This is a genomic window from Nonomuraea sp. bgisy101, assembly GCF_057708945.1.
The window spans coordinates 291,660-309,995 of sequence record NZ_JBYITD010000006.1 but is presented as its reverse complement, the minus strand read 5'-3'; the positions used below and the strand labels follow the sequence as shown (position 1 = coordinate 309,995).

The following is an 18,336-nucleotide window of genomic DNA, read 5'->3' as shown; positions in this document are numbered from 1 at the left end:
GCGGGGCCCCGGTGGATGGACGGTCCCACCCACCGGGCCAGGCCAGGGAATCCGGGGCGGCGGCTCAGGAGCGGGTGAGCCACTCGATGAGGACGCGGACGCCGAAACCCGTGGCGCCCTTGGTCACCGTGCCCTCGTCGACCGTGCTCCGCCCCACGCCGGCGATGTCCAGATGCGCCCAGGGACGCTTGCCGGTGAACTCCCGCAGGAACAGCGCCGCGGTGATCGAGCCCGCGCCGTAACGCCCGCCGAGGTCGGCGTTCTGCATGTCGGCGATGGGAGAGTCGAGCGCGGGACGGTAGTCGTCGATCAGCGGCATCCGCCACAGCCGGTCGTCGGTCTCGGCGCCCGCCGCGATGAGCGCGTCGGCCAGCTCGTCGTCGGAGGAGTAGACGGCGCCGATGTTGCGCCCGAGCGCGACGCTGATCGCCCCTGTCAGGGTGGCGACGTCGACCATCGCGTCGGGATCGAGGACCGCGTCGGCGTAGGCGAGCGCGTCGGCGAGCACCAGGCGCCCCTCGGCGTCGGTGTTGGTCACCTCGACCGTCGTGCCGCCGTAGTGCGTGATGACGTCGCTGGGCCGCTGGGCGGTGCCCGACGGCATGTTCTCGGCCGCGGCGACCAGGCCGGTGACCCGCACGCGGGAGCCCAGGGCGGCCAGCGCGCCCATGACCGCGATCACGACCGCGCCGCCCGCCATGTCGGTCTTCTGGGTCTTCATGTTGTCGGTCGGCTTGAGCGACAGGCCGCCGGAGTCGAACGTGATGCCCTTGCCGACCAGCACGATGTGCCTGTCGGCGCCCTCGGGCGCGTAGGAGAGCTGGATCAGCCGGGGCGGGTGGACCGAGCCCTGCCCGACGGCCAGGATGCCGCCGAACCCGTCCGCGCGCAGCTCCTCCTCTTCCCAGATCTTGACCTCGAGGTCCGTGCCCGTCGCCTGGTCGGCCAGCCACGCCGGGGTCTTGGTGGAGGAGGGGGTGTTGGTCAGGTCGCGGGCCAGCGCGACGGCCTGGGCGACGGTCTCGCCCCGCCGTACGGCCTCCTCGTCGGCGCCGACCAGCGTGAGCGCTCCCACGGGGGTCGTGCCCTGGGCGCCGATCTTGAAGGTGTAGGCCGCCAGCAGCGCGGCCTCGGCGAACACCGCGGCGTCGCAGGAAGGGAGCACGACGGTCAGGGACGGCTTGCCCTTGGCCCTGCGGGTCAGGGTGGCGGCGGCTTTGCGGAGCGCGCGCGGCGAACCGTCGCCGACGCCGTACAGCAGGACCCTGCCCACCGCGTCTCCACGGGTGACGGGAATCTCGACGATCTCACCCGCCTCGCCTTTGGCCTCGTAGTGGGCCAGCAGCGCGGCCACCGGCACGGGCAGCTCGACCTGGGGGTCCAGGCCCGAGTCGTACGGCACGGCCAGCAGTGCGGAGTCCGCGGGCGCTTGGGGGAGCACGGACACCGTCGTCTGGATGGGCACGGGATAATCTCCAAACATGATCGGCCCCGGCGGAGGTGCGCCAGGGCCGTTCGATCAGGTGGTTGAGCCGGCGGTCAGCCGACCACGTTCTTCAGCGCTTCGCCGAGCGCCTTCGCCTCGTCGGCCGAAATCTCCACGACGAGCCGGCCGCCACCCTCGAGCGGGACCCGCATGACAATGCCGCGCCCTTCCTTGGTGACCTCCAGCGGACCATCGCCGGTCCGCGGCTTCATCGCCGCCATGCGTGTATCCCTTCCTGCCATGGACTCCGCGGTTGCGATCAACGACCGCCCCGGTGGGTGGCCGACGCATTCACGTCTTCTGTGATGTCCTATTCTCCCGCATCGGAGTGCCAAATGGGTAACGATCTCCTCCCAGCATCCGTTGTCCAGCGTCGCGAAGCCGTCCAAACTGGTGCTCGTGAACGCACGCGCGGCGCTGTTCGATCTGTACGGGGACCACCTGCGTTCCCGCGGCGGGAAGGCCTCGGTCGCCGCCCTGGTCAGGCTGCTCGCGCCCCTGGAAATCGCGGCTCCCGCCGTCAGGACGGCGGTTTCGCGCATGGTCAGGCAGGGCTGGCTCGACAGGGTGCGGCTGCCGCAGGGCCCTGGATACGCCGTGACCGCCAAGGCCGTCAGACGCTTGGACGAGGCGGCGCTGAGAATTTACCGAGCGGGAACGATCAGCTGGCAGGGGCACTGGCACCTGGTCGTGCTGGAGCAGGTCAGGGACCGGGCCAAGAGGGAGCGGCTACGTGCCGACCTGGCCTTTCTCGGCTACGCGCCGCTGTCGGAGACGACCTGGGTCGGCCCTCGCCACTCCCCCGAGCTCGATCCGCTGCTGGCCAACGAGGACATCCGCGCCGACAGGTTCGACGCGGTGCTCGACGGTGATCCGCGCGAGCTGGTCGCCAGGGCGTGGGACCTGGCGGCGATCGGGCACGCGTACGAGGAGTGGCTGGCCGAGGCGCAGAAGCTGATCGCGGGGCTGAGCGATGGCGCGCCTGCCTCCCGGGTCTTCGCCACGAGGAGCAGACTGGTGCACGGCTGGCGCAACTTCCTGTTCCGCGACCCCGGGCTGCCCGCAGAGCTGCTGCCGCCCGGGTGGCAGGGCGAGAAGGCGCGGGCGTACTTCGAACAGGAGGCGGCCAGGCTGATGCCCGCCGCCGCCGCTTTCGTCGACAAGGAGCTGCTGTGATCCGTTACGACGTCGCCGACGCCGTCGCCACCGTCACGCTCGACCGTCCCGACGCGATGAACTCGCTGACGGTGGCGCTGAAGACCGCCCTGCTCGACGCGCTGCGCGAGGCGGCGGCGTCGGACGCCGTGCGGGCCGTACTGATCACCGGGGAGGGCAGGGCCTTCTGCGCGGGGCAGGACCTGCGCGAGCACGCCGAGAACCTGGAGGCGGGCAGGGGGCTGGCCGACACGGTGCGCGCGCACTACAACCCGCTGATCGAGCTGGTCACCGGCATGGACAAGCCGGTGGTCGCGGCCGTGAACGGCGTGGCGGCGGGCGCCGGCGCCTCCCTCGCCTACGCCTGCGACCTGCGCGTCGCCTCGGAGCGGGCGAAGTTCGCGATGGCCTTCACCGCGATCGGGCTCGCGCCGGACTCGGGCGCCTCGTGGACGCTCCAGCGCCTGATCGGCGGTGGCCGCGCGGCCGAGCTGCTGCTGCTCGGCGAGCCGGTGGACGCGGCCCGCGCGCTGGAGCTCGGCCTGGTCTCGCGGGTCGTGCCGGAGGGCGAGCTGCTGAAGGCGGGCCACGAGCTGGCGGCGCGGCTGGCCGCGGGCCCGACGAAGGCGTTCGCCGCGACCAAGCGCGCGCTGGCGTTCGCGGCCACGCACTCGCTGGCGGAGTCCCTGGAGCTGGAGGCCGACCTGCAGGACGCGCTGGCGGCCACGGCGGACCACAGGGACGCCACCAGGGCGTTCCTGGCCAAGCAGCGCCCGACCTTCACCGGCCGCTAATTCCCGCGCGCGGGCCCGCAGGGCTCAGAGAAAGAGCTCGATCACAGGGATCGCCACGTCGGGCCTGGTCACGGGCAGTTGCAGGGTGAGCGTGTCCTCAGGAACGCCGCTCAGGTAGGTGTGGCCAGGCTCGTTCGGATCGACCCTGAGCACCCGCACCTCCGACGCGTCGTGCAGGAACTGGGCGTACTTCACCTTCCCTGCGAGGCCCTGGAGATGGACGTGCCTCATCGGCCAGTTCAGCAGGTGCAGGTAGAGCCGGTCGCCGCGCTGGGTGTAGCGGCAGTCCTGCGGCGGGGTGAACTCCGACGCGCCCGCGCCGTAGATCGCCCTGCCGTGCAGCCTGGTCCACCTGCCGATCTCGCGCAGCCGCTCGACGGCGCGCGGCTCGAACTCGCCGCGCGCGTTCGGCCCCACGTTCAGCAGCATGTTGCCGCCCTTGGAAACCGTGTCGACCAGCATGCTCAGCAGCAGTTCCGGCGACTTCCAGTCGAGGTTGTCGCGGTCGTAGCCCCAGCTGCCGTTGAGCGTCTGGCACGCCTCCCACGGCACGTGGCCGGGCACCCCACCCGGCGGCATGACCTGCTCGGGGGTGGTGAAGTCACCGCTCCCCAGATCGAGCCTGTTGTTGATCATGATGCCGGGCTGGAGCTCGCGGACCATCGCCTCCAGCTCCGCGGACCGCCACTCGTCCCTGCCCTTGGCGCCCATGCCGCGCCCCGGGTAGCTGAAGTCAAACCACATCGTGTCGATCCGCCCGTAGCCGGTGAGAAGCTCGCGGACCTGCCCGTGCAGGAAGTCGGCGTACTTGCGGACGTCCCTGGCGCCGCCCTCGCCCTGGTCGCGCTGCGGGTGGTAGAGGTCGATGGGGAACTCGGGGTGGTGCCAGTCGATCAGCGAGTGGTAGAGCCCGATCCGCATCCCCCTGGCCCTGAACGCCTCGAGCATCGGCCGCAGCAGATCCCTGCCGTACGGCGTCGCCGTCGCCTTGTAGTCGGTGAGCGCCGAGTCCCACAGGCAGAACCCGTCATGGTGCTTGGTCGTGATGACCAGGTAGCGCATGCCCGCGTTCCACGCGTCCTCCGCCCAGACCTTCGGGTCGTACAGGTCGGGGTCGAAATGGTCGAAGTAGCGCCGGTAGTGCGCGTCGTCCAGCTTCTCGTAGGACTTCACCCACTCGTGGCGGGCTGCGGCGGCGTAGATGCCCCAGTGGACGAAGAGGCCGAACCGCGCGTCGGTGAACCAGCTCATCTGCTCTCCAGGCGAGAAGGGGTGCGGCCCGGCCGTACCCCTTCGGGTGCGTTGTTTACGGGTGGACCGATACTCCGGCGAGCCCGATCCTGCCAGTGCCCGTGCGCTGGACGCGCACGTAACGGGCATCGGCCGCGATCTCCACCAGCGACGGGCGGAGCGCCTTGCCCTGCAGGCTCACCCGTTTCGCGTCCGACAGGTCGGCGGTGGTGGCCACGATCACCTCGACGTCGCCGGTGGTCATCGAGGCGTCGTTCCAGAGCTCGACCGAGCCGATCCGCTGGACGGCGCCGAGGTCGACCTGCCACCAGGAGCCCTGCCGGCTGAGGGTCCTGGTGTCGGTCGTGGTGGAGCCGTCGACCGCGTTGGCGGCGCCGGCCGTACCGTCGGTGGAGGACTGGGTGGCCGACCCGCCGCGGGCCAGGTCGGGCGCGAGCTGCTCGACCGTGCCGCCGGGGGTCGCGCCCGCGGCCTCGGCCACCTGGATCGCGGTGTCAGGCAGCCGTACGAGGGCGGTGTGGTTGTCCACCATCTGCGAGCCTCGCCCCGACAGGGCGGGGGCCGTGGTGTCCGTCCAGTTTCCCGTGGCGAGGTTCTCGATGCCGTACCCCGCCCAGTTGGAGACCCACTTGTAGCCCATGCGGGTCAGCACGTTGCCCTCGACGCGGATGTGGGAGCTCTGCTCGTCGAGGTAGACGCCGTTGCCGTCGCGCTCGGTGTTGCCGTAGGCGGAGCGGTTGACGTAGTTGCCGGAGACGACCGTGCCGGGCTGTGGTCCCTGGGTGTAGATCGCGCCGCCGTCATGCATGTCGAACTCGACCATCATGGCGTCGACGATCCGGTTGCCGGTGATCCTGTTGTCGCGCATGTCGGGCCGTTGCGCCTCCGGCTGGTTCCATCCCCAGCCGACGGAGATGCCGGAGTAGGGCAGCTTCTCCAGCGTGTTGTGGTCGACGGCCAGTTCGCTCTCGTACCCGGCCCAGATTCCCACCGCGTCGGTGAACTCCACGCCCGCGTGCGTGATCGTGTTGCGGGCGACCGTGTTGCGCTCGCCGCGCAGCTCCGCGGGCGGGTTGGGCTCGGTGTCGCCGACGTAGACCGCGCCTGAGGACAGGTCGGTGAAGCTCGAGCCGGTGACGGCCGAGTCCTTGGTCCCCCGCTCCAGGACGATTCCCGCGCCGCCGAGGCGGGTGAAGGCGCTGTTCTCCACCGTCACCTGGTGTCCGCCCCGCACGACGACCGCGGCGGCGGGCTTGGTGTAGTGGCGGCCCGCGTGGTCGACAGGTCCGGTGACCCCGGTCAGCGTCAGGCCCGCCTGCGTGCCCGCGTAGCCCTCGTCGGTGTCCGGCTGCAGGTAGGCGGCGTGCTCGAAGCCGAGACCCGAGATCGTCACCCTGCTCGCGCCCTCGATCCGCAGCAGCGTCTCGCGGGCGGGGGTGATCACGTCGCTGAGGTCCTCGCCCTGCCTGGGCAGGTAGGTGACGGTACGGCTGCCGCGGTCGTAGACGAACTCTCCTGGCCGGTCCAGCAGCTCGACGGCGTTCTCGAAGTAGGAGACCTTGGTGTAACGGCTGGAGTCGACGGTCGTGCTGTCCCATGCCGGGCCGGTGCGGTTCGTGCCGCCGGCGGAGTTGGTCCAGCACGGCTGGGCGAACGTGAGCAGGTCACCGTCGACCCTGTCGACCCTGCAGTGGTAGTTGCGCCAGCGGATCCTGATCACGGCTTCGGCGTTCGCGGGCTCCTTCCACGCGGCCACGCCGCTCTTCACGGCCCCGCTCATGCCGGTCCTGGTGGCGTCGCAGACGCTCGCGGGACACGCCTCGCCGCGGGCGCGCACCGCCCTGACCCCGCCGACGAACAGCTGCCGGGGGATCACGCCCTCAGGCGCCCGCGCCACCCAGAGACCGCCTTCCTGCCGCCAGCCGGTGATCGGCACGCCGCCCGACAGCACAGGCCTGGCGCCCGGGGCCGCGGTCCAGGTGACGGTGTGCCCGCCAGGGCCCGAATCGCGGCCGTCGAGGACGAGCGGCTCGTCCATGCGGTAGACGCCCCCGGTCAGCCGCACCTCGATGTCACGGTTCATGCCGCCCGCGATGGCCTCGCGGACCTTGTCCCTGGCCGTCTCCAGAGAGCAGGGGTTGACTTCGTTGCAGGCGCGGCCGGTGGCGCCGGGCGCGGCGTGGTAGACCTTGGGAGCGGGCGCCGGCCCCGTTCGCGTCCCAGCCGCCTCGGCGACGCCCGTCAGGCAGAGCGAGAGCACGGCGGTCAGGGCGAGCAGGCGTCTCATGAGAGCTCCAACGGAGGGTTCTTCTCGCCGAAGAGCCAGGCGCGCAGGAACGCGTCCAGGCCAGGACGGTGGGTCGTCTTCACGGCGTGCGCGATGAAGTCCTCGGTGGAGGCGTTGCCGTCCTTGTTGCGCTGGACCCAGCGGCGCATGACGCGGTCGAAGTCGCGGGCGCCGAGCTCCTTCTGCAGCGCGTACAGGACCAGCGCGCCGCCGTCGTAGATGTTGTAGCCGCCGAGGGCCTTGGGCCTGCCGGGAGGGCCGTCCTTGGCACGGACCTCGTCGAGCTTGCCGTACACGGTCCGCATCTTGTCGGCGAGCTTCTCGCCGCCCCGCTCCTCGGCCCACACGGCCGCGTAGTAGACGGCGGGGCCCTCGTTCAGCCAGGCGTCCTGCCAGGTGGCGGGAGTGACGGAGTCGCCGAACCACTGGTGGACCAGCTCGTGGACCATCGTGTTGGAGTACGTCGGCCTGCTGAACCAGCCGGTGCCGAACAAGGAGAGGGTCTGGTTCTCCAGCGCGTCGGTGTAGCCGGGGTAGATGTGCACGCCGTAGGTGGAGAAGGGGAACCGGCCGAACCTCGCCTCGGCCCACGCGATCTGGCCCGCGGTCTCGGCGGCTATCGGGCCGTAGGTGGCCTCCTGACCCTGCGGGACGACATGGCGCAGCGGCAGGCCGTGCGGGCCCGCGCCGTACAGGTAGGTGCCCTTGACCACGGCGAGGCCGAGCAACTCGGGCGGCATCGGCTCGCGCTCCTCGAACCGCCAGACGTCGCCCTCCCTGCCGGCCTGCTCGCCGTTGGCGGTGGCGACGTAGCCGTCGGGAACCTTCACGCGGAAGGTCCACGTGGCCTTGTCGGAGGGGTGGTCGTTGACGGGGAAGAACGTGTCGGCCCTGCTGGCCTGCGCGGCGGCGGCGAACCCGCCGTCGGGACCGAACCGCCAGCCGGTCAGGCCGGAGCGCGGGGCCTTGCCGTTGCCGTGAAGCGTCACCGTCGCGGTGAACGGGCGGTGGTCGCGCAGCGGCTCGGCCGGGGTGACGGTGAGCTCCTGACCCGTGCGGCCGGGGGCGAGCGCCCAGGTGGCGGGGCGGCCGTCGACGGTGACGGAGTCGATCGTGTGGCCGTCGGTGTCCAGGTTGAAGGACGACAGGTCCTGAACGGCCGTGGCCAGGATCGTCACCGTGGCGGTGAAGTCGTAGGTGACGGGGGTGAAGTCGAAGGAGACGTCGTAGTGGCGGACGTCGTAGCCGCCGTTGCCGAGGTCGGGAAAGAGCGGGTCGCCCAGGCCCGGCGCTCCCGGGGCGGGGGCGGCGTGGGCGGGCGGGGCGAGGGCTCCTGCCGCCATGGCGGCGAGGGCCAGAGCTGAGATCGTTCGTTTCATGGGGGGTGTCACACCTATCGTCGGGGGGTGGTTCAGCCGGTGCCGCCGGTCTTCTGGATGACGCTCTCGAACTCGGCGCGGATCTTGTCGCCGCCCTGTGCCTTCCAGTCCTTGACGAGCTGGTCGAGGTCGGACATGGGCGCCCGGCCCGCGATGATCGAGGTGAGCCTGTCGGTGCGCATGGTGGAGAGCGCCTCGAACCTGTTCTCGCTGGTCGGCGAGAACAGGCCCGTGGTGGGGTCCTCGACGCCGACCGCGATCATCTTGGACAGCGCGTCGTGGGTGAGCTTGACGGCCTCGCTCGATGAGGCGTCGAAGACCGGCTGGGTGGGGGCTCCGAGGTACTTCCACGGAACGGTCGTGTCCTTGGCGCCCTGCTCGGTGAGGATCGGGTTGCCCTTGTCGTCGCGGGTGTGGTCGGTGCCCTCGACGCCGTACTGGATGAGCGTGTACTCCTCGCTGCCGAAGGGGGCGGCGAAGAAGTCGGCGACGCGCAGGATCTCCTTGACCTTCGCCTCGTCGGCCTTCTTCACGAAGTTGGTGGCGAAGACGATGTTGTTGAGGAACGCCGCCGTCCTGCCGCCGACGGGCAGCATGGGGCGGGGGTCCGCCTTGGGGTCGATCTTCTTCTGGGTCTGCAGGTAGCCCGGGGGGCCGAGGAAGGCGGGCATGCCGTCGTAGGTCATCGCCGCGTGGCCGGCGTTGAACTCGTTCTTGCGCTTCAGCGAGTCGAAGCCCTCGGAGCCCGGGTAGATGACGCCCGCCTCGCGCAGCGCGCGGGTGTACTCGACGGCGGCCCTGTACTCCTCGGTCTCGAACGCGGCGACCAGCTTGCCGCCCGGCTCCAGGCGCCAGCCGTTGGGTGCGCCGAAGAGCTGGGCGAAGATCGACAGGCCGAACAGGCCGCCGGTGGCCGCGACCACGCCCCAGCGCTTCTCCTTGGGGTTGGTCACCGCCTTCAGCAGCTCGGCCAGCCGTTCGGTGTCGGTGATCTGCGCCAGGTCGGTGACGCCGGCGGCGGCGAAAAGGTCGGCCCGGTAGAAGCCGAGCCCGCCGACCATGTTGCGCGGGATCGGCAGGCCGTAGAGCCTGCCCGCGACGATGCCCTGCTTCCAGAACACCTCGGGGATGGCGGCCAGGTTCGGGTACTCCTTGACCGCGTCGCCGCTCAGGAACGGCGTCAGGTCGCTGCACTGGCTGGCCACGAAGGCGGGCAGGTTGTTGACGCCCTGCGTGGAGACGTAGGGGAACAGGTCGGGCAGGTTGCCGCCGGCGACCATGGTGTTGAACTTCGTCGGCCAGTCGGCCTCCGGCACGATCATCAGCTCGGCCCTGCCGCCGAGCCGCTTCTCGATCTCCTGCCACGCGGCGTTCTGCTCGCGGGGCGGGGGCGGCGGCAGGAAGGTCTTCGACGCCATCGTCACCGTGCCGCCCGACATCGGCGGCTTGGCGACCGCCTTGAACAGCTCCTTCGGATAGGTGAAGTAGCCCTCGGGCACCCCGGCGGGGGTGCCGGGCAGGTCGGGCCTGGCCGCGCCGGGCAGCGGCACGTACGTCGGCAGCTTGATGGTCAGCCCCTGCGCCTTGGTCGCGGGGGCCGCGCCGGAACCGCCGCCGCAGGCGGCCAGCAGCGGGGAGAGAGCGGCGCCCGCGGTGGCGGTCGCGCCGAGGCGGAGGAGTCCGCGCCTGGACAGGTTCATGGTCTTCCTTCGGGGTGGAGGGCGGGCTCAGCCCTTGATCGCGCCGGTGAGCACGCCCTTGGTGAAGTAGCGCTGCAGGAAGGGATAGACGAGGAGGATCGGGACGACGGCGACGACGAGCACGGCCATCTGGATCGCCTGCACGGGCGCGGGGGCCTCGGTGCCCACGGCGCTCTCCAGCGTCCGGCCCTGCAGGATGAAGGTGCGCAGGATGTTCGGCAGCGGGTGGCGGTCCGCGTCGTCGATGTAGAGCAGGGCGTTGAAGAAGTTGTTCCAGTAGGCGACCGCGTAGAACAGCGACACCACCGCGATCACCGCCTTCGACAGCGGGAGGACGATGCGGACGAGGATCCGCAGGTCGCCCGCGCCGTCCATGCGGGCGCTCTCCAGCAGTTCGCCCGGCAGGTTCATGAAGAAGGAGCGCAGCACGACCAGGTTGAACGCGCTGACCAGGCTGGGCAGGACGAGCGCGCCGAAGCTGTTGAGCAGGCCGAGCTGGTTGACCAGCAGGAAGTTGGCGATGATGCCGGGGTTGAAGAGCATGGTGAGCAGCGCGATCATCAGGATCCACTTCGAGCCCGTGACCTCGCGGCGGCTCAGGCCGTACGCCATGCCGATCGTGGCCGTGACGCTCGCCAGCGTGCCGAGCCCCGTGACCAGCACGCTGACGAGCAGGGCGCGGGTGACGGTGCCTCCGTCGAAGACCGCACGGTAGGCGTCGAGCTGCGGCGAGGTGGGCAGCAGGACGAAGCCGCCGCTTCTGGCGATCTCCGACTCCGAGGAGAGACTGGTACCGAGGACGCCGACGAACGGATAGACCACCAGCAGCGTGATCGCGACGATGACGGCCACCTTGAGGCCGGTGCCGAGCCTGGAGGGCCGCTCCATCCATGCCGGGCGGTCACTTGCCCGCATTGCGGTACACCCCCTCGTGGCCCAGCAGGTGCGCCACCTTGTTGGCACCGAGCACCAGGGCGGCGCCGACGACCGCCTTCACCAGGCCGACGGCCGCGGCGGGACCCCACTGGCCGTCCTGGACGCCGTTGAAATAGACGAACGTGTCGAGCACCTCGCCCGACTCGGGACCCACCGCGTCACGCTGGAGCAGGATCTGCTCGAATCCGACCGACAGGATGCTGCCGAGGTTGAGGATGAGCAGCAGGATGATGATCGGTGTGATGCCCGGCAGCGTGACGTGCCAGAGCCTGCGCCATCGGCCCGCGCCGTCCATCGCCGCCGCCTCGTACAGCTCGGAGGGGATGGACAGCAGCGCGGCCAGGAAGATGATCGTGCCCCACCCGCAGTCCTTCCAAATGACCTGCAGCGTCACCAGCAGAGGGAAGGCGTCGGGGTCGGTCATCATGTCGTAGCGCGGCAGGCCGATGCTCTCCAGGAAGTCGGGCAGCACGCCCGCCCCGCCGATGACCTGCTGGAAGATCGAGACGATGATCACCCAGCCGATGAAGTGCGGCAGGTAGACCACGCTCTGCACGAACCTGCGGGCCTTCTCGCTGACCACGCTGTTGAGCAGCAGGGCCAGCGCGATCGGGGCGGGGAAGAAGAGCACCAGCTGGGTGAGCGTGATGCGCAGCGTGTTGCCCACCGCGTCCCAGAACCGGGGGTCGCCCAGCATGGTCGCGAAGTTCTGCAGGCCGATCCACTGGCTGTCGAGGAAGCCGATGTACGGCTGGTAGTCCTGGAAGGCCGCCACGTAGCCGAAGAGCGGGACGTAGTGGAAGACCAGGAAGTACAGCAGGCCGGGCAGGGTGAGCATGAGCATGACCCGGTCCCGCCAGAGGCGTTTCCTGAGCGGCAGGCGCTTGGGCACGACCGCGGGGGTTTCGGTTCCGGTACGGCGGGCCGTACCGGAACCGACGGCTTCGAGGGGAGTCGTCATGCGTGGTCCTTCCAGTTGGCGTGACCGTAGTAAGCGCTTTCTGGATTCGTCAAGAGGGTACGGCGCCTTTCATTGCTGCGCTTGACGTCTGATCTGGGTAGGGCCTAGCGTGCGGCGCACGTTCTCGATAGAACGCGCTTACTATGCTGACGAGTCCTGGGTTCGACGTTTCGGGGAGCGTGATGTGACGGTCATGGAGGTGCGGCTCAGACCGCGCACCGTCCTGGCGATGGCGCCGGGAGTGCGCGAGGAGGTCTTCGCCAGGGGCGCCCTCGACCGGCTCGCCGAGCTGGCCGACCTCCACGACGACGTCCTGCACGACCTCTCGGCGGCCGCCGCGTCGCGGGCGCTCGCCGACGCCGAGGTGCTGGTCACGGGGTGGGGTTGCCCGCCGCTCGGGCCCGAGCTCCTGGAACGGGCGCCCGGACTGCGGTTCATCGCCCACGCGGCGGGGACGGTGAAGACGTTCCTCGACCCCGCGGTGCTGGAACGGGGCGTGCGCGTGTCGAGCGCCGCCGACGCCAACGCCGTACCAGTGGCCGAGTTCACCTACGCCGCCATCGTCTTCGGGGTGAAGCGCGCCTTCACCCTGGCCCACAGGTACCGGGAGCACGGCACGAAACGTGACTTCACCGGCGTCCCGTGGCTGGGCGCTCGGCGGATCATCATCGGCGTGGTGGGCCTGTCGCGGATCGGGCGGCGGGTCGTCGAGCTGCTTCGCGGGCTCGAGGCCGAGGTCCTGGTCTACGACCCCTACGCCGACCCCGTTGAGGTGGCCGGCATGGGTGCGACCCCTGTCGACCTCGACACGCTGGCCCGCCGCTCGCACGTGGTGACCCTGCACGCGCCGAGCACGCCCGAGACCTACCGCATGCTGGACCGCTCTCTGCTGGCCACGCTCATGGACGGCGCGGTCGTGGTCAACACCGCCAGGGGCACGCTCATCGACACCGAGGCCCTGCTGGAGGAGGTCGCGAGCGGCCGGCTGGACGCGATACTTGATGTCAGCGACCCCGAGCCGCTGCCCGCCGGGCATCCGCTGTTCGGGCTGCCGAACGTCTTCCTCACCCCGCATCTCGCGGGCGCGCAGGGCAACGAGCTCGGCAGGCTGGCGGACTCCACGGTCGAGGAGGTCGCCAGGTACTGCGCGGGGCTTCCGCTGCTGCACGAGATCCGGCTCGACGCGCTCGACCGAATGGCATGATCTTCACACGGGCAAGGAGGAGCCGGTGACCGACATGAGCTCGGCGACCATCGCCGACGTGGCCAGAAGAGCCGGCGTCTCCAGCGCGACCGTCTCCAGGGTGATCAACCGCAACTACCCTGTCGCGACGTCGACGAGGGAGCGGGTCGAGGCGGCCATCGCCGAGCTGGGCTACGTCGTCAACGCCCACGCCAGGGCGCTGGCCGGGGCGACCAACAGGACGGTCGGGATCATCATCAACGACGTGGTCGACCCGTTCTACGCCTACATCGCCAGGGGCGTCGAACGCGAGGCGACCAGGCACGGGCGGCTGTGCATGGTGTGCTGCACGCAGGGCAGCCACGAGCAGGAGCTCGCGCTCATCGACCTGCTGCACGAACAGCGCGCCGACGCGGTGATCCTGGTCGGCGGGGCGCACGAGGACCGCGCCTACGCCGCGGAGGTCGCCCGCAGGGCCCGCGCCCTGCACTCCGCCGGCTCGACGCTGGTGCTGTGCGGGCGGCCCTCGCTGGGCGACGACGTGCCGACCAGGGTCGTGGAGTACGACAACGAGGGCGGCGCCTTCGCCATCACCGACTACCTGATCACGCAGGGGCACCGCAGGATCCTGTTCCTGGGCGGGCCGTCCTCGCTGTCCACGACGATCGCCCGTCTGGCCGGGCATCGCAGGGCGCTGGAGATGCGCGGGCTGCCGCAGGCCAAGGAGCTGGTGCGCACCGGGTCGTTCAGCCGCAGGTTCGGCTACGACACGATCAGGGAGCTGCTGGCCGAGCGGCTGGACTTCACCGCGGTCTTCGCGGCCAACGACACCGTCGCGGCGGGCGTCATGCAGGCGCTGGAGCTGGCGGGCGTGTCCGTGCCCGAGCAGCTCTCCGTCGTCGGCTACGACGACGTGCCGGTGGCTCAGGAGCTGCGGCCGCAGCTGACGACCGTGCGGATCCCGCTGGAGGAGATGGGACGGCAGGCCGTACGGCTGGCGCTGGGCGTGGCAGAGGAGGGCGACTACCTCGCGCCCGTGCAGACCACCACGAGGGTGGGGACGACCGTCGTCGTGCGTGGATCGGTAGCAAGCGCTTACTAAGCCTCTGCCGCTGAGCTGCATAGAAAGACGTAGAAAGATTCACAAGCCCTTGACTCGCCCTAGAAAGCGCTTACATGCTGCCGTCATGACGACCACCCCCCTTTCGCGTCGCGGCTTCCTCGGCGCGGCCACCGTCGGCGCCGTCTTCCTCGGTTCCTCCCCTGCCTTCGGCTCCTCCGCCACCGGCGCGTTCGGACCCGCCGGCCGGACCGTGGTGCTGCGGGCCAGGCCCAGCGCCGAGAGCGAGCGGCTGAGGCTCCAGCAGGCACTCGGGACCACGAACTTCCGCCCCACCGGGCTCTATCTGCCCGCCGCCGCCGAGCTGACCGTCGAGGTCGACGCGAAGGACGGCCTGCTGCCCACCCTGCACGTCGGCGCCCCCGACACCCACGCCGACGTCACCTACAAGAACCCGCGCGCCTACCCCCTGACCTCGGGCGTCAACACCGTCACCGACCCCGGCGGCGGCATGGTCTACCTGTCGCTGATCGGCTCCTCGCCCGAGGACCGCAGGAAGGCCAAGGTGAAGTTCGTCCAGGGCGGGACGCCGGCGCCGACGTTCGTGATGGGCGAGACGACCGAACAGGCCTTCCAGTCACAGCTCGACACGCTGACCGCCGCGCCCCAGGTCGAGCTGGTCTCGCCGTACGGGATCGTCACGGTGACAAGGGACGGCATGCTCGCCTGGCGCGACCAGGACCACCACGGGCTGCTGACCCTGCTCGAGACGATCGTCTCCTCGCACGCGGCGATCTCGGGGCTCGCCGAGCGGGAGCGGAGCCCGCTGCCGTTCCACCTGGTGGAGGCGCCGCGCATGCCCACGGGGGCGGGCGCGTACGCCACCCACGGCTGGACCGCCTACCCGCGCACCTACCTCGACCGGCTGCTCACCGTGGAAGGGCTGCGGACCAGAGGGTGGGGCGTGTACCACGAGCTCGGACACCAGCACCAGCAGATGGCCTACAAGCCGACCGACCTCACGGAGGTCACGGTCAACATCTACGCGCTGGCGGCGCAGCGGACCCTCGGACAGCCGTCGAACCTCACCAAGCCGGACGCGAAGACGGGGCTCACGCCGTACCAGAGCGCGCTGCCGAAGCTGCCGAGCTCCGGCTACGTGAAGGGGTTCGGCGCCTACGAGAAGTTGGTGCCGTTCCGGCAGCTGGAGCTCGCCTACGGGGACGACTTCTGGCCCCGCCTGCACCGGCTGGTCCGTTCCGAGCGACCTGCGTCGGAGTGGACGGAGACGGACAAGAGGTGGGGGTATCTGGCGCTTTACACCTCCCGCACGGCTGGACGGGATCTGAGCGGGTTCTGGACGCGATGGGGAGCGCCGGTGACGGCGGAGTACCTGGCACAGGTGGCGGCCCTCGGCCTGCCCGCCCCCGACGTCGACCCGAGCACCCTGGCCGAGTAGGAGCCCGACCTCATGCGCCCCTCCCCGTCCTCCTCGTCCTCCCCGTCGCCCCCGCTGCCCGCCGCCTCCGCCGGCTCCTCGCCCCTCGCCACCTCGGCTAGTTCCTCACCTTCGTCCCCGTCCACAGGCTCCTCGGCCCTCACCACCTCGGCCGCCGCCGAACCCGGGCCCGTGCGGCCATCACCGGCGGCCTCCCTGGTCGCCCCGATCTCCTCCGGCCCGGGCGCACCGCTTGGGAACGACCCCATCCGTGTCACCTCCAGCCGGCGAGGTTTTCTCGGGCTGGCCGGTGGCCTGGCCGCCTTCCTCCTCCCCTCGGGCCCGTTGTCCACAGCCCCCGGCGTCAACCCCGCGTTTTCCACAGAACCGGGCTCGGCAACCATCTTCCCCACCCCGACCAGCCAGACTTCCGGCGTGACCGAGTTCGCCGCCCTCCGCGCCAAGGCCACCGCCATGCTCACCGGCGCCCCCTTCGACCCCGCCGACCCCTCCTTCGCAGCGCCCCTCGCCAGGCTCGACGCCTCGGCCACCGCCCTCCGCGACACCATCGACCTCTCGCCCGGCCGCACCTTCCTGTGGCCCGACCTCCCGCTCAAGGGCGCGTCAGGCGACATCTCCAGCAGCCACCAGCGCCTCCGCACCCTCGCCACCGCCTGGGCGACCCCGGGTTCGAAACTCCACGACGACGCCCGGCTCGCGACGGAGCTCCTCAACGCCCTCGACTTCCTCTACGCCCGCGCCTACAACGAGACCAAGAAGGAAGTGGGCAACTGGTGGCACTGGGAGATCGGCGCCTCCAGAGCCCTGATCGACACCTGCCTCCTGATGTACGACGTCATCGCCCCTGAGCAGCGCGCGGCCTGGATCCGAGCCGTCGACCGCTTCTGCCCCGATCCCGACCGCAGGACCAACCTCACCAACTTCTCCGAGACCGGCGCCAACAGGGCCGACAAGGCGCTGATCGTCGCCCTTCGTGGAATCGTCGGCGACGACGCGGCGAAGGTCGCCCTGGCCCGCGACGGGCTGTCCGACGTGCGGGACGGCGGGCGTAACACCCTGTTCGGCTACGTCACCTCCCGCGACGGCTTCTACGCCGACGGCTCCTTCGTCCAGCACGACACCGTCGCCTACACCGGCTCCTACGGCGTCGTCCTGCTCCAGTCGGTCAGCGCCGTCCTCGGCCTGCTCGGCGGATCGAGCTGGGAGGTCACCGACCCCAAGAGAGCGGTGATCCTCGACGCCGTCGAGCGGACGTTCGCGCCGTGGATCCACGACGGTCTCATGATGGACAGCGTCAGGGGCAGGGCCGTGTCGCGCGGCGGCTACCGCGACCACGACGCCGGACGTGACACCGTCGACGCGGTGCTCCAGCTCGCGAGCGGCGCGCCCGAGCCGTATGCGACCAGGTTCAGGTCGCTGGCCAAGGGCTGGGTGAGCAGGGGCAGGTTCGTGGAGCGCTCGGGCATCGCGGCGACGGCACGGGCCCGGGCCGTGCTCGACGACCCGGCGCTGGCCGCCGCGTCCAGGCCGGTCGGGCATCACGTGTTCGCCGACATGGACCGTGTCGTGCACCGCCGTACAGACTGGTCCTTCGCCCTCAGCCTCGACTCCAAGCGGATCGCGGCCTACGAGTGCGGCAACGGGGAGAACTACCGCGCCTGGTACCAAGGCGACGGCGTCACCTACCTGTACACCGACCTCGACCACTACAGCGCCGACTACTGGCCGACCGTCGACTCCTACCGGCTGCCGGGCACGACGGTCGACACGCGGCCGCGCGATCCCGCGGTCTCTGTGAGCGGCACCGGCACGTTCCGCCCGTCGAACGCGTGGGCGGGCGGCGCCGTCCTCGGCGGGTACGGCGTGGCGAGCCTCGAGCTCATGGCCATGGGCACCACCCTCACGGCCAGGAAGAGCTGGATATGCCTCGACGACGCGGTGGTCTGCCTGGGTGCGGGCATCACCAGCACCGACGGCAGGACGATCGAGACCATCGTCGACAACCGCGGCACCACAGGCGTCTTGGTCGTCGACGGCGTCCCCGCGCAGGGCGCCGAGGGTTCGTCCGTCTCCTCGTGGGCGCATCTCGAAGGCGTGGGCGGCTATGTGTTCCCTGGTGGCGCACCGCTGCGCACGCTGCGTGAGGTGCGCACCGACACCTGGAGGGCGATCAACGACGGTGCCGACACGGGAGGCGCCGGCGGGCCGGTGTCGAGGGAGTACGTCACGCTCTGGTTCGACCACGGTGCCGACCCGACCGGTGCGAGCTACGCCTACCTTCTGCTCCCCCACGCGACCGCCGAGCAGACCGCCGCCCATGCGGGCGTCGAGATCCTCGCCAACTCCGCCGAGGTCCAGGCGGTCGCGGCCCAGCAGGGCAAGGACCGGCTGTTCGCCGCCACCTTCTGGTCCGCGGGCGAAGCGGGCGGGGTCACCGCCTCCGCTTCCTGCGCCGTCCTCGTACGGCGGGCCGGCGACCACGTCTCGCTGGCCGTCTCCGACCCCAGCAGGACCGTCGACACCGTCACACTCACCCTCGACCACCCCGCCCACGGCGTGGCCGGCGCCGACGACACGGTCACCGTCCGACCGGGTAGGAACCCCACGATCACCGTCGAGCTGGCCGGATCGCGCGGCCACACCCACACGGCCGAACTCACGGTCGGCCGCCACCGAGAAGGCTAG

At 70.7% G+C, this 18,336-nt stretch carries 14 protein-coding genes; 6 read left to right on the top strand and 8 right to left on the bottom strand.

Annotated elements, in window-relative coordinates:
- Window positions 1–64 precede the first annotated feature (64 nt).
- Window positions 65–1,465 carry a leucyl aminopeptidase gene (locus tag AC3EO4_RS14210; protein ID WP_431895891.1) on the bottom strand — a complete coding sequence of 467 codons (1,401 nt, stop codon included), beginning with the start codon at window positions 1,463–1,465 and terminating at the stop codon, window positions 65–67.
- A 74-nt stretch (window positions 1,466–1,539) separates the two neighbouring features.
- Entirely contained in the window at window positions 1,540–1,707 is a 168-nt protein-coding gene (locus AC3EO4_RS14205; protein ID WP_020545024.1) for a DUF3117 domain-containing protein, read from the bottom strand.
- Between the two features lie 178 nt (window positions 1,708–1,885).
- Here AC3EO4_RS14205 and AC3EO4_RS14200 point away from each other — a divergent pair, with 178 nt between their 5' ends.
- Window positions 1,886–2,662, top strand: a complete 777-nt coding sequence (locus AC3EO4_RS14200; protein WP_431895887.1) for a PaaX family transcriptional regulator — start codon at window positions 1,886–1,888, stop codon at window positions 2,660–2,662.
- On the top strand, window positions 2,659–3,435 hold the full coding sequence (locus AC3EO4_RS14195) for an enoyl-CoA hydratase-related protein (RefSeq protein ID WP_431895885.1): 777 nt from the start codon (window positions 2,659–2,661) through the stop codon (window positions 3,433–3,435). The genes AC3EO4_RS14200 and AC3EO4_RS14195 overlap by 4 nt, the downstream gene beginning before the upstream one ends.
- A 24-nt stretch (window positions 3,436–3,459) precedes the next feature.
- Here AC3EO4_RS14195 and AC3EO4_RS14190 read toward each other — a convergent pair whose 3' ends face one another.
- From AC3EO4_RS14190 to AC3EO4_RS14165, 6 genes are read right to left on the bottom strand one after another with little or no spacing between them, the layout of a single operon-like run.
- Window positions 3,460–4,686, bottom strand: a complete 1,227-nt coding sequence (locus AC3EO4_RS14190; RefSeq protein WP_431895883.1) for an alpha-L-fucosidase — start codon at window positions 4,684–4,686, stop codon at window positions 3,460–3,462.
- A gap of 55 nt (window positions 4,687–4,741) precedes the next feature.
- Complete coding sequence (locus tag AC3EO4_RS14185; RefSeq protein WP_431895881.1) at window positions 4,742–6,973, bottom strand: right-handed parallel beta-helix repeat-containing protein; 2,232 nt, start codon at window positions 6,971–6,973, stop codon at window positions 4,742–4,744.
- Window positions 6,970–8,352, bottom strand: a complete 1,383-nt coding sequence (locus AC3EO4_RS14180) for a M1 family metallopeptidase (protein ID WP_431895879.1) — start codon at window positions 8,350–8,352, stop codon at window positions 6,970–6,972. The genes AC3EO4_RS14185 and AC3EO4_RS14180 overlap by 4 nt, the downstream gene beginning before the upstream one ends.
- A gap of 32 nt (window positions 8,353–8,384) precedes the next feature.
- Window positions 8,385–10,052: an extracellular solute-binding protein gene (locus tag AC3EO4_RS14175; RefSeq protein ID WP_431895877.1), complete on the bottom strand. Its 1,668-nt coding sequence runs from the start codon at window positions 10,050–10,052 to the stop codon at window positions 8,385–8,387.
- Between the two features lie 27 nt (window positions 10,053–10,079).
- A complete protein-coding gene (locus tag AC3EO4_RS14170) occupies window positions 10,080–10,967 on the bottom strand; it encodes a carbohydrate ABC transporter permease (RefSeq protein WP_431895875.1) in 888 nt (295 codons plus the stop codon).
- On the bottom strand, window positions 10,954–11,949 hold the full coding sequence (locus AC3EO4_RS14165; protein ID WP_379583250.1) for an ABC transporter permease: 996 nt from the start codon (window positions 11,947–11,949) through the stop codon (window positions 10,954–10,956). Before AC3EO4_RS14165 ends, AC3EO4_RS14170 begins: the two co-directional genes overlap by 14 nt.
- Before the next feature lie 193 nt (window positions 11,950–12,142).
- Here AC3EO4_RS14165 and AC3EO4_RS14160 point away from each other — a divergent pair, with 193 nt between their 5' ends.
- The 4 genes from AC3EO4_RS14160 (at window position 12,143) to AC3EO4_RS14145 (ending at window position 18,336) form a co-directional block, all read left to right on the top strand.
- The gene (locus tag AC3EO4_RS14160) at window positions 12,143–13,153 is read left to right on the top strand and encodes a hydroxyacid dehydrogenase (protein WP_431896027.1); all 1,011 of its coding nucleotides are present in this window, start codon (window positions 12,143–12,145) and stop codon (window positions 13,151–13,153) included.
- Between the two features lie 34 nt (window positions 13,154–13,187).
- A complete protein-coding gene (locus AC3EO4_RS14155; protein WP_379583438.1) occupies window positions 13,188–14,234 on the top strand; it encodes a LacI family DNA-binding transcriptional regulator in 1,047 nt (348 codons plus the stop codon).
- 85 nt (window positions 14,235–14,319) lie between these two features.
- On the top strand, window positions 14,320–15,651 hold the full coding sequence (locus AC3EO4_RS14150) for a M60 family metallopeptidase (protein WP_431895872.1): 1,332 nt from the start codon (window positions 14,320–14,322) through the stop codon (window positions 15,649–15,651).
- Window positions 15,652–16,065: 414 nt separating this feature from the next.
- On the top strand, window positions 16,066–18,336 hold the full coding sequence (locus AC3EO4_RS14145) for a polysaccharide lyase 8 family protein (protein WP_431895870.1): 2,271 nt from the start codon (window positions 16,066–16,068) through the stop codon (window positions 18,334–18,336).

Excerpts from the sequence above, each read along its gene's own strand:
- AC3EO4_RS14175 (WP_431895877.1), bottom strand. The coding sequence starts at position 10,052 with ATGAACCTGTCCAGGCGCGGACTCCTCCGCCTCGGCGCGACCGCCACC.
- AC3EO4_RS14165 (WP_379583250.1), bottom strand. The coding sequence starts at position 11,949 with ATGACGACTCCCCTCGAAGCCGTCGGTTCCGGTACGGCCCGCCGTACC.
- AC3EO4_RS14170 (WP_431895875.1), bottom strand. The coding sequence starts at position 10,967 with ATGCGGGCAAGTGACCGCCCGGCATGGATGGAGCGGCCCTCCAGGCTC.
- AC3EO4_RS14185 (WP_431895881.1), bottom strand. The coding sequence starts at position 6,973 with ATGAGACGCCTGCTCGCCCTGACCGCCGTGCTCTCGCTCTGCCTGACG.
- AC3EO4_RS14155 (WP_379583438.1), top strand. The coding sequence starts at position 13,188 with ATGAGCTCGGCGACCATCGCCGACGTGGCCAGAAGAGCCGGCGTCTCC.
- AC3EO4_RS14150 (WP_431895872.1), top strand. The coding sequence starts at position 14,320 with ATGACGACCACCCCCCTTTCGCGTCGCGGCTTCCTCGGCGCGGCCACC.
- AC3EO4_RS14190 (WP_431895883.1), bottom strand. The coding sequence starts at position 4,686 with ATGAGCTGGTTCACCGACGCGCGGTTCGGCCTCTTCGTCCACTGGGGC.
- AC3EO4_RS14180 (WP_431895879.1), bottom strand. The coding sequence starts at position 8,352 with ATGAAACGAACGATCTCAGCTCTGGCCCTCGCCGCCATGGCGGCAGGA.
- AC3EO4_RS14205 (WP_020545024.1), bottom strand. The coding sequence starts at position 1,707 with ATGGCGGCGATGAAGCCGCGGACCGGCGATGGTCCGCTGGAGGTCACC.
- AC3EO4_RS14160 (WP_431896027.1), top strand. The coding sequence starts at position 12,143 with ATGGAGGTGCGGCTCAGACCGCGCACCGTCCTGGCGATGGCGCCGGGA.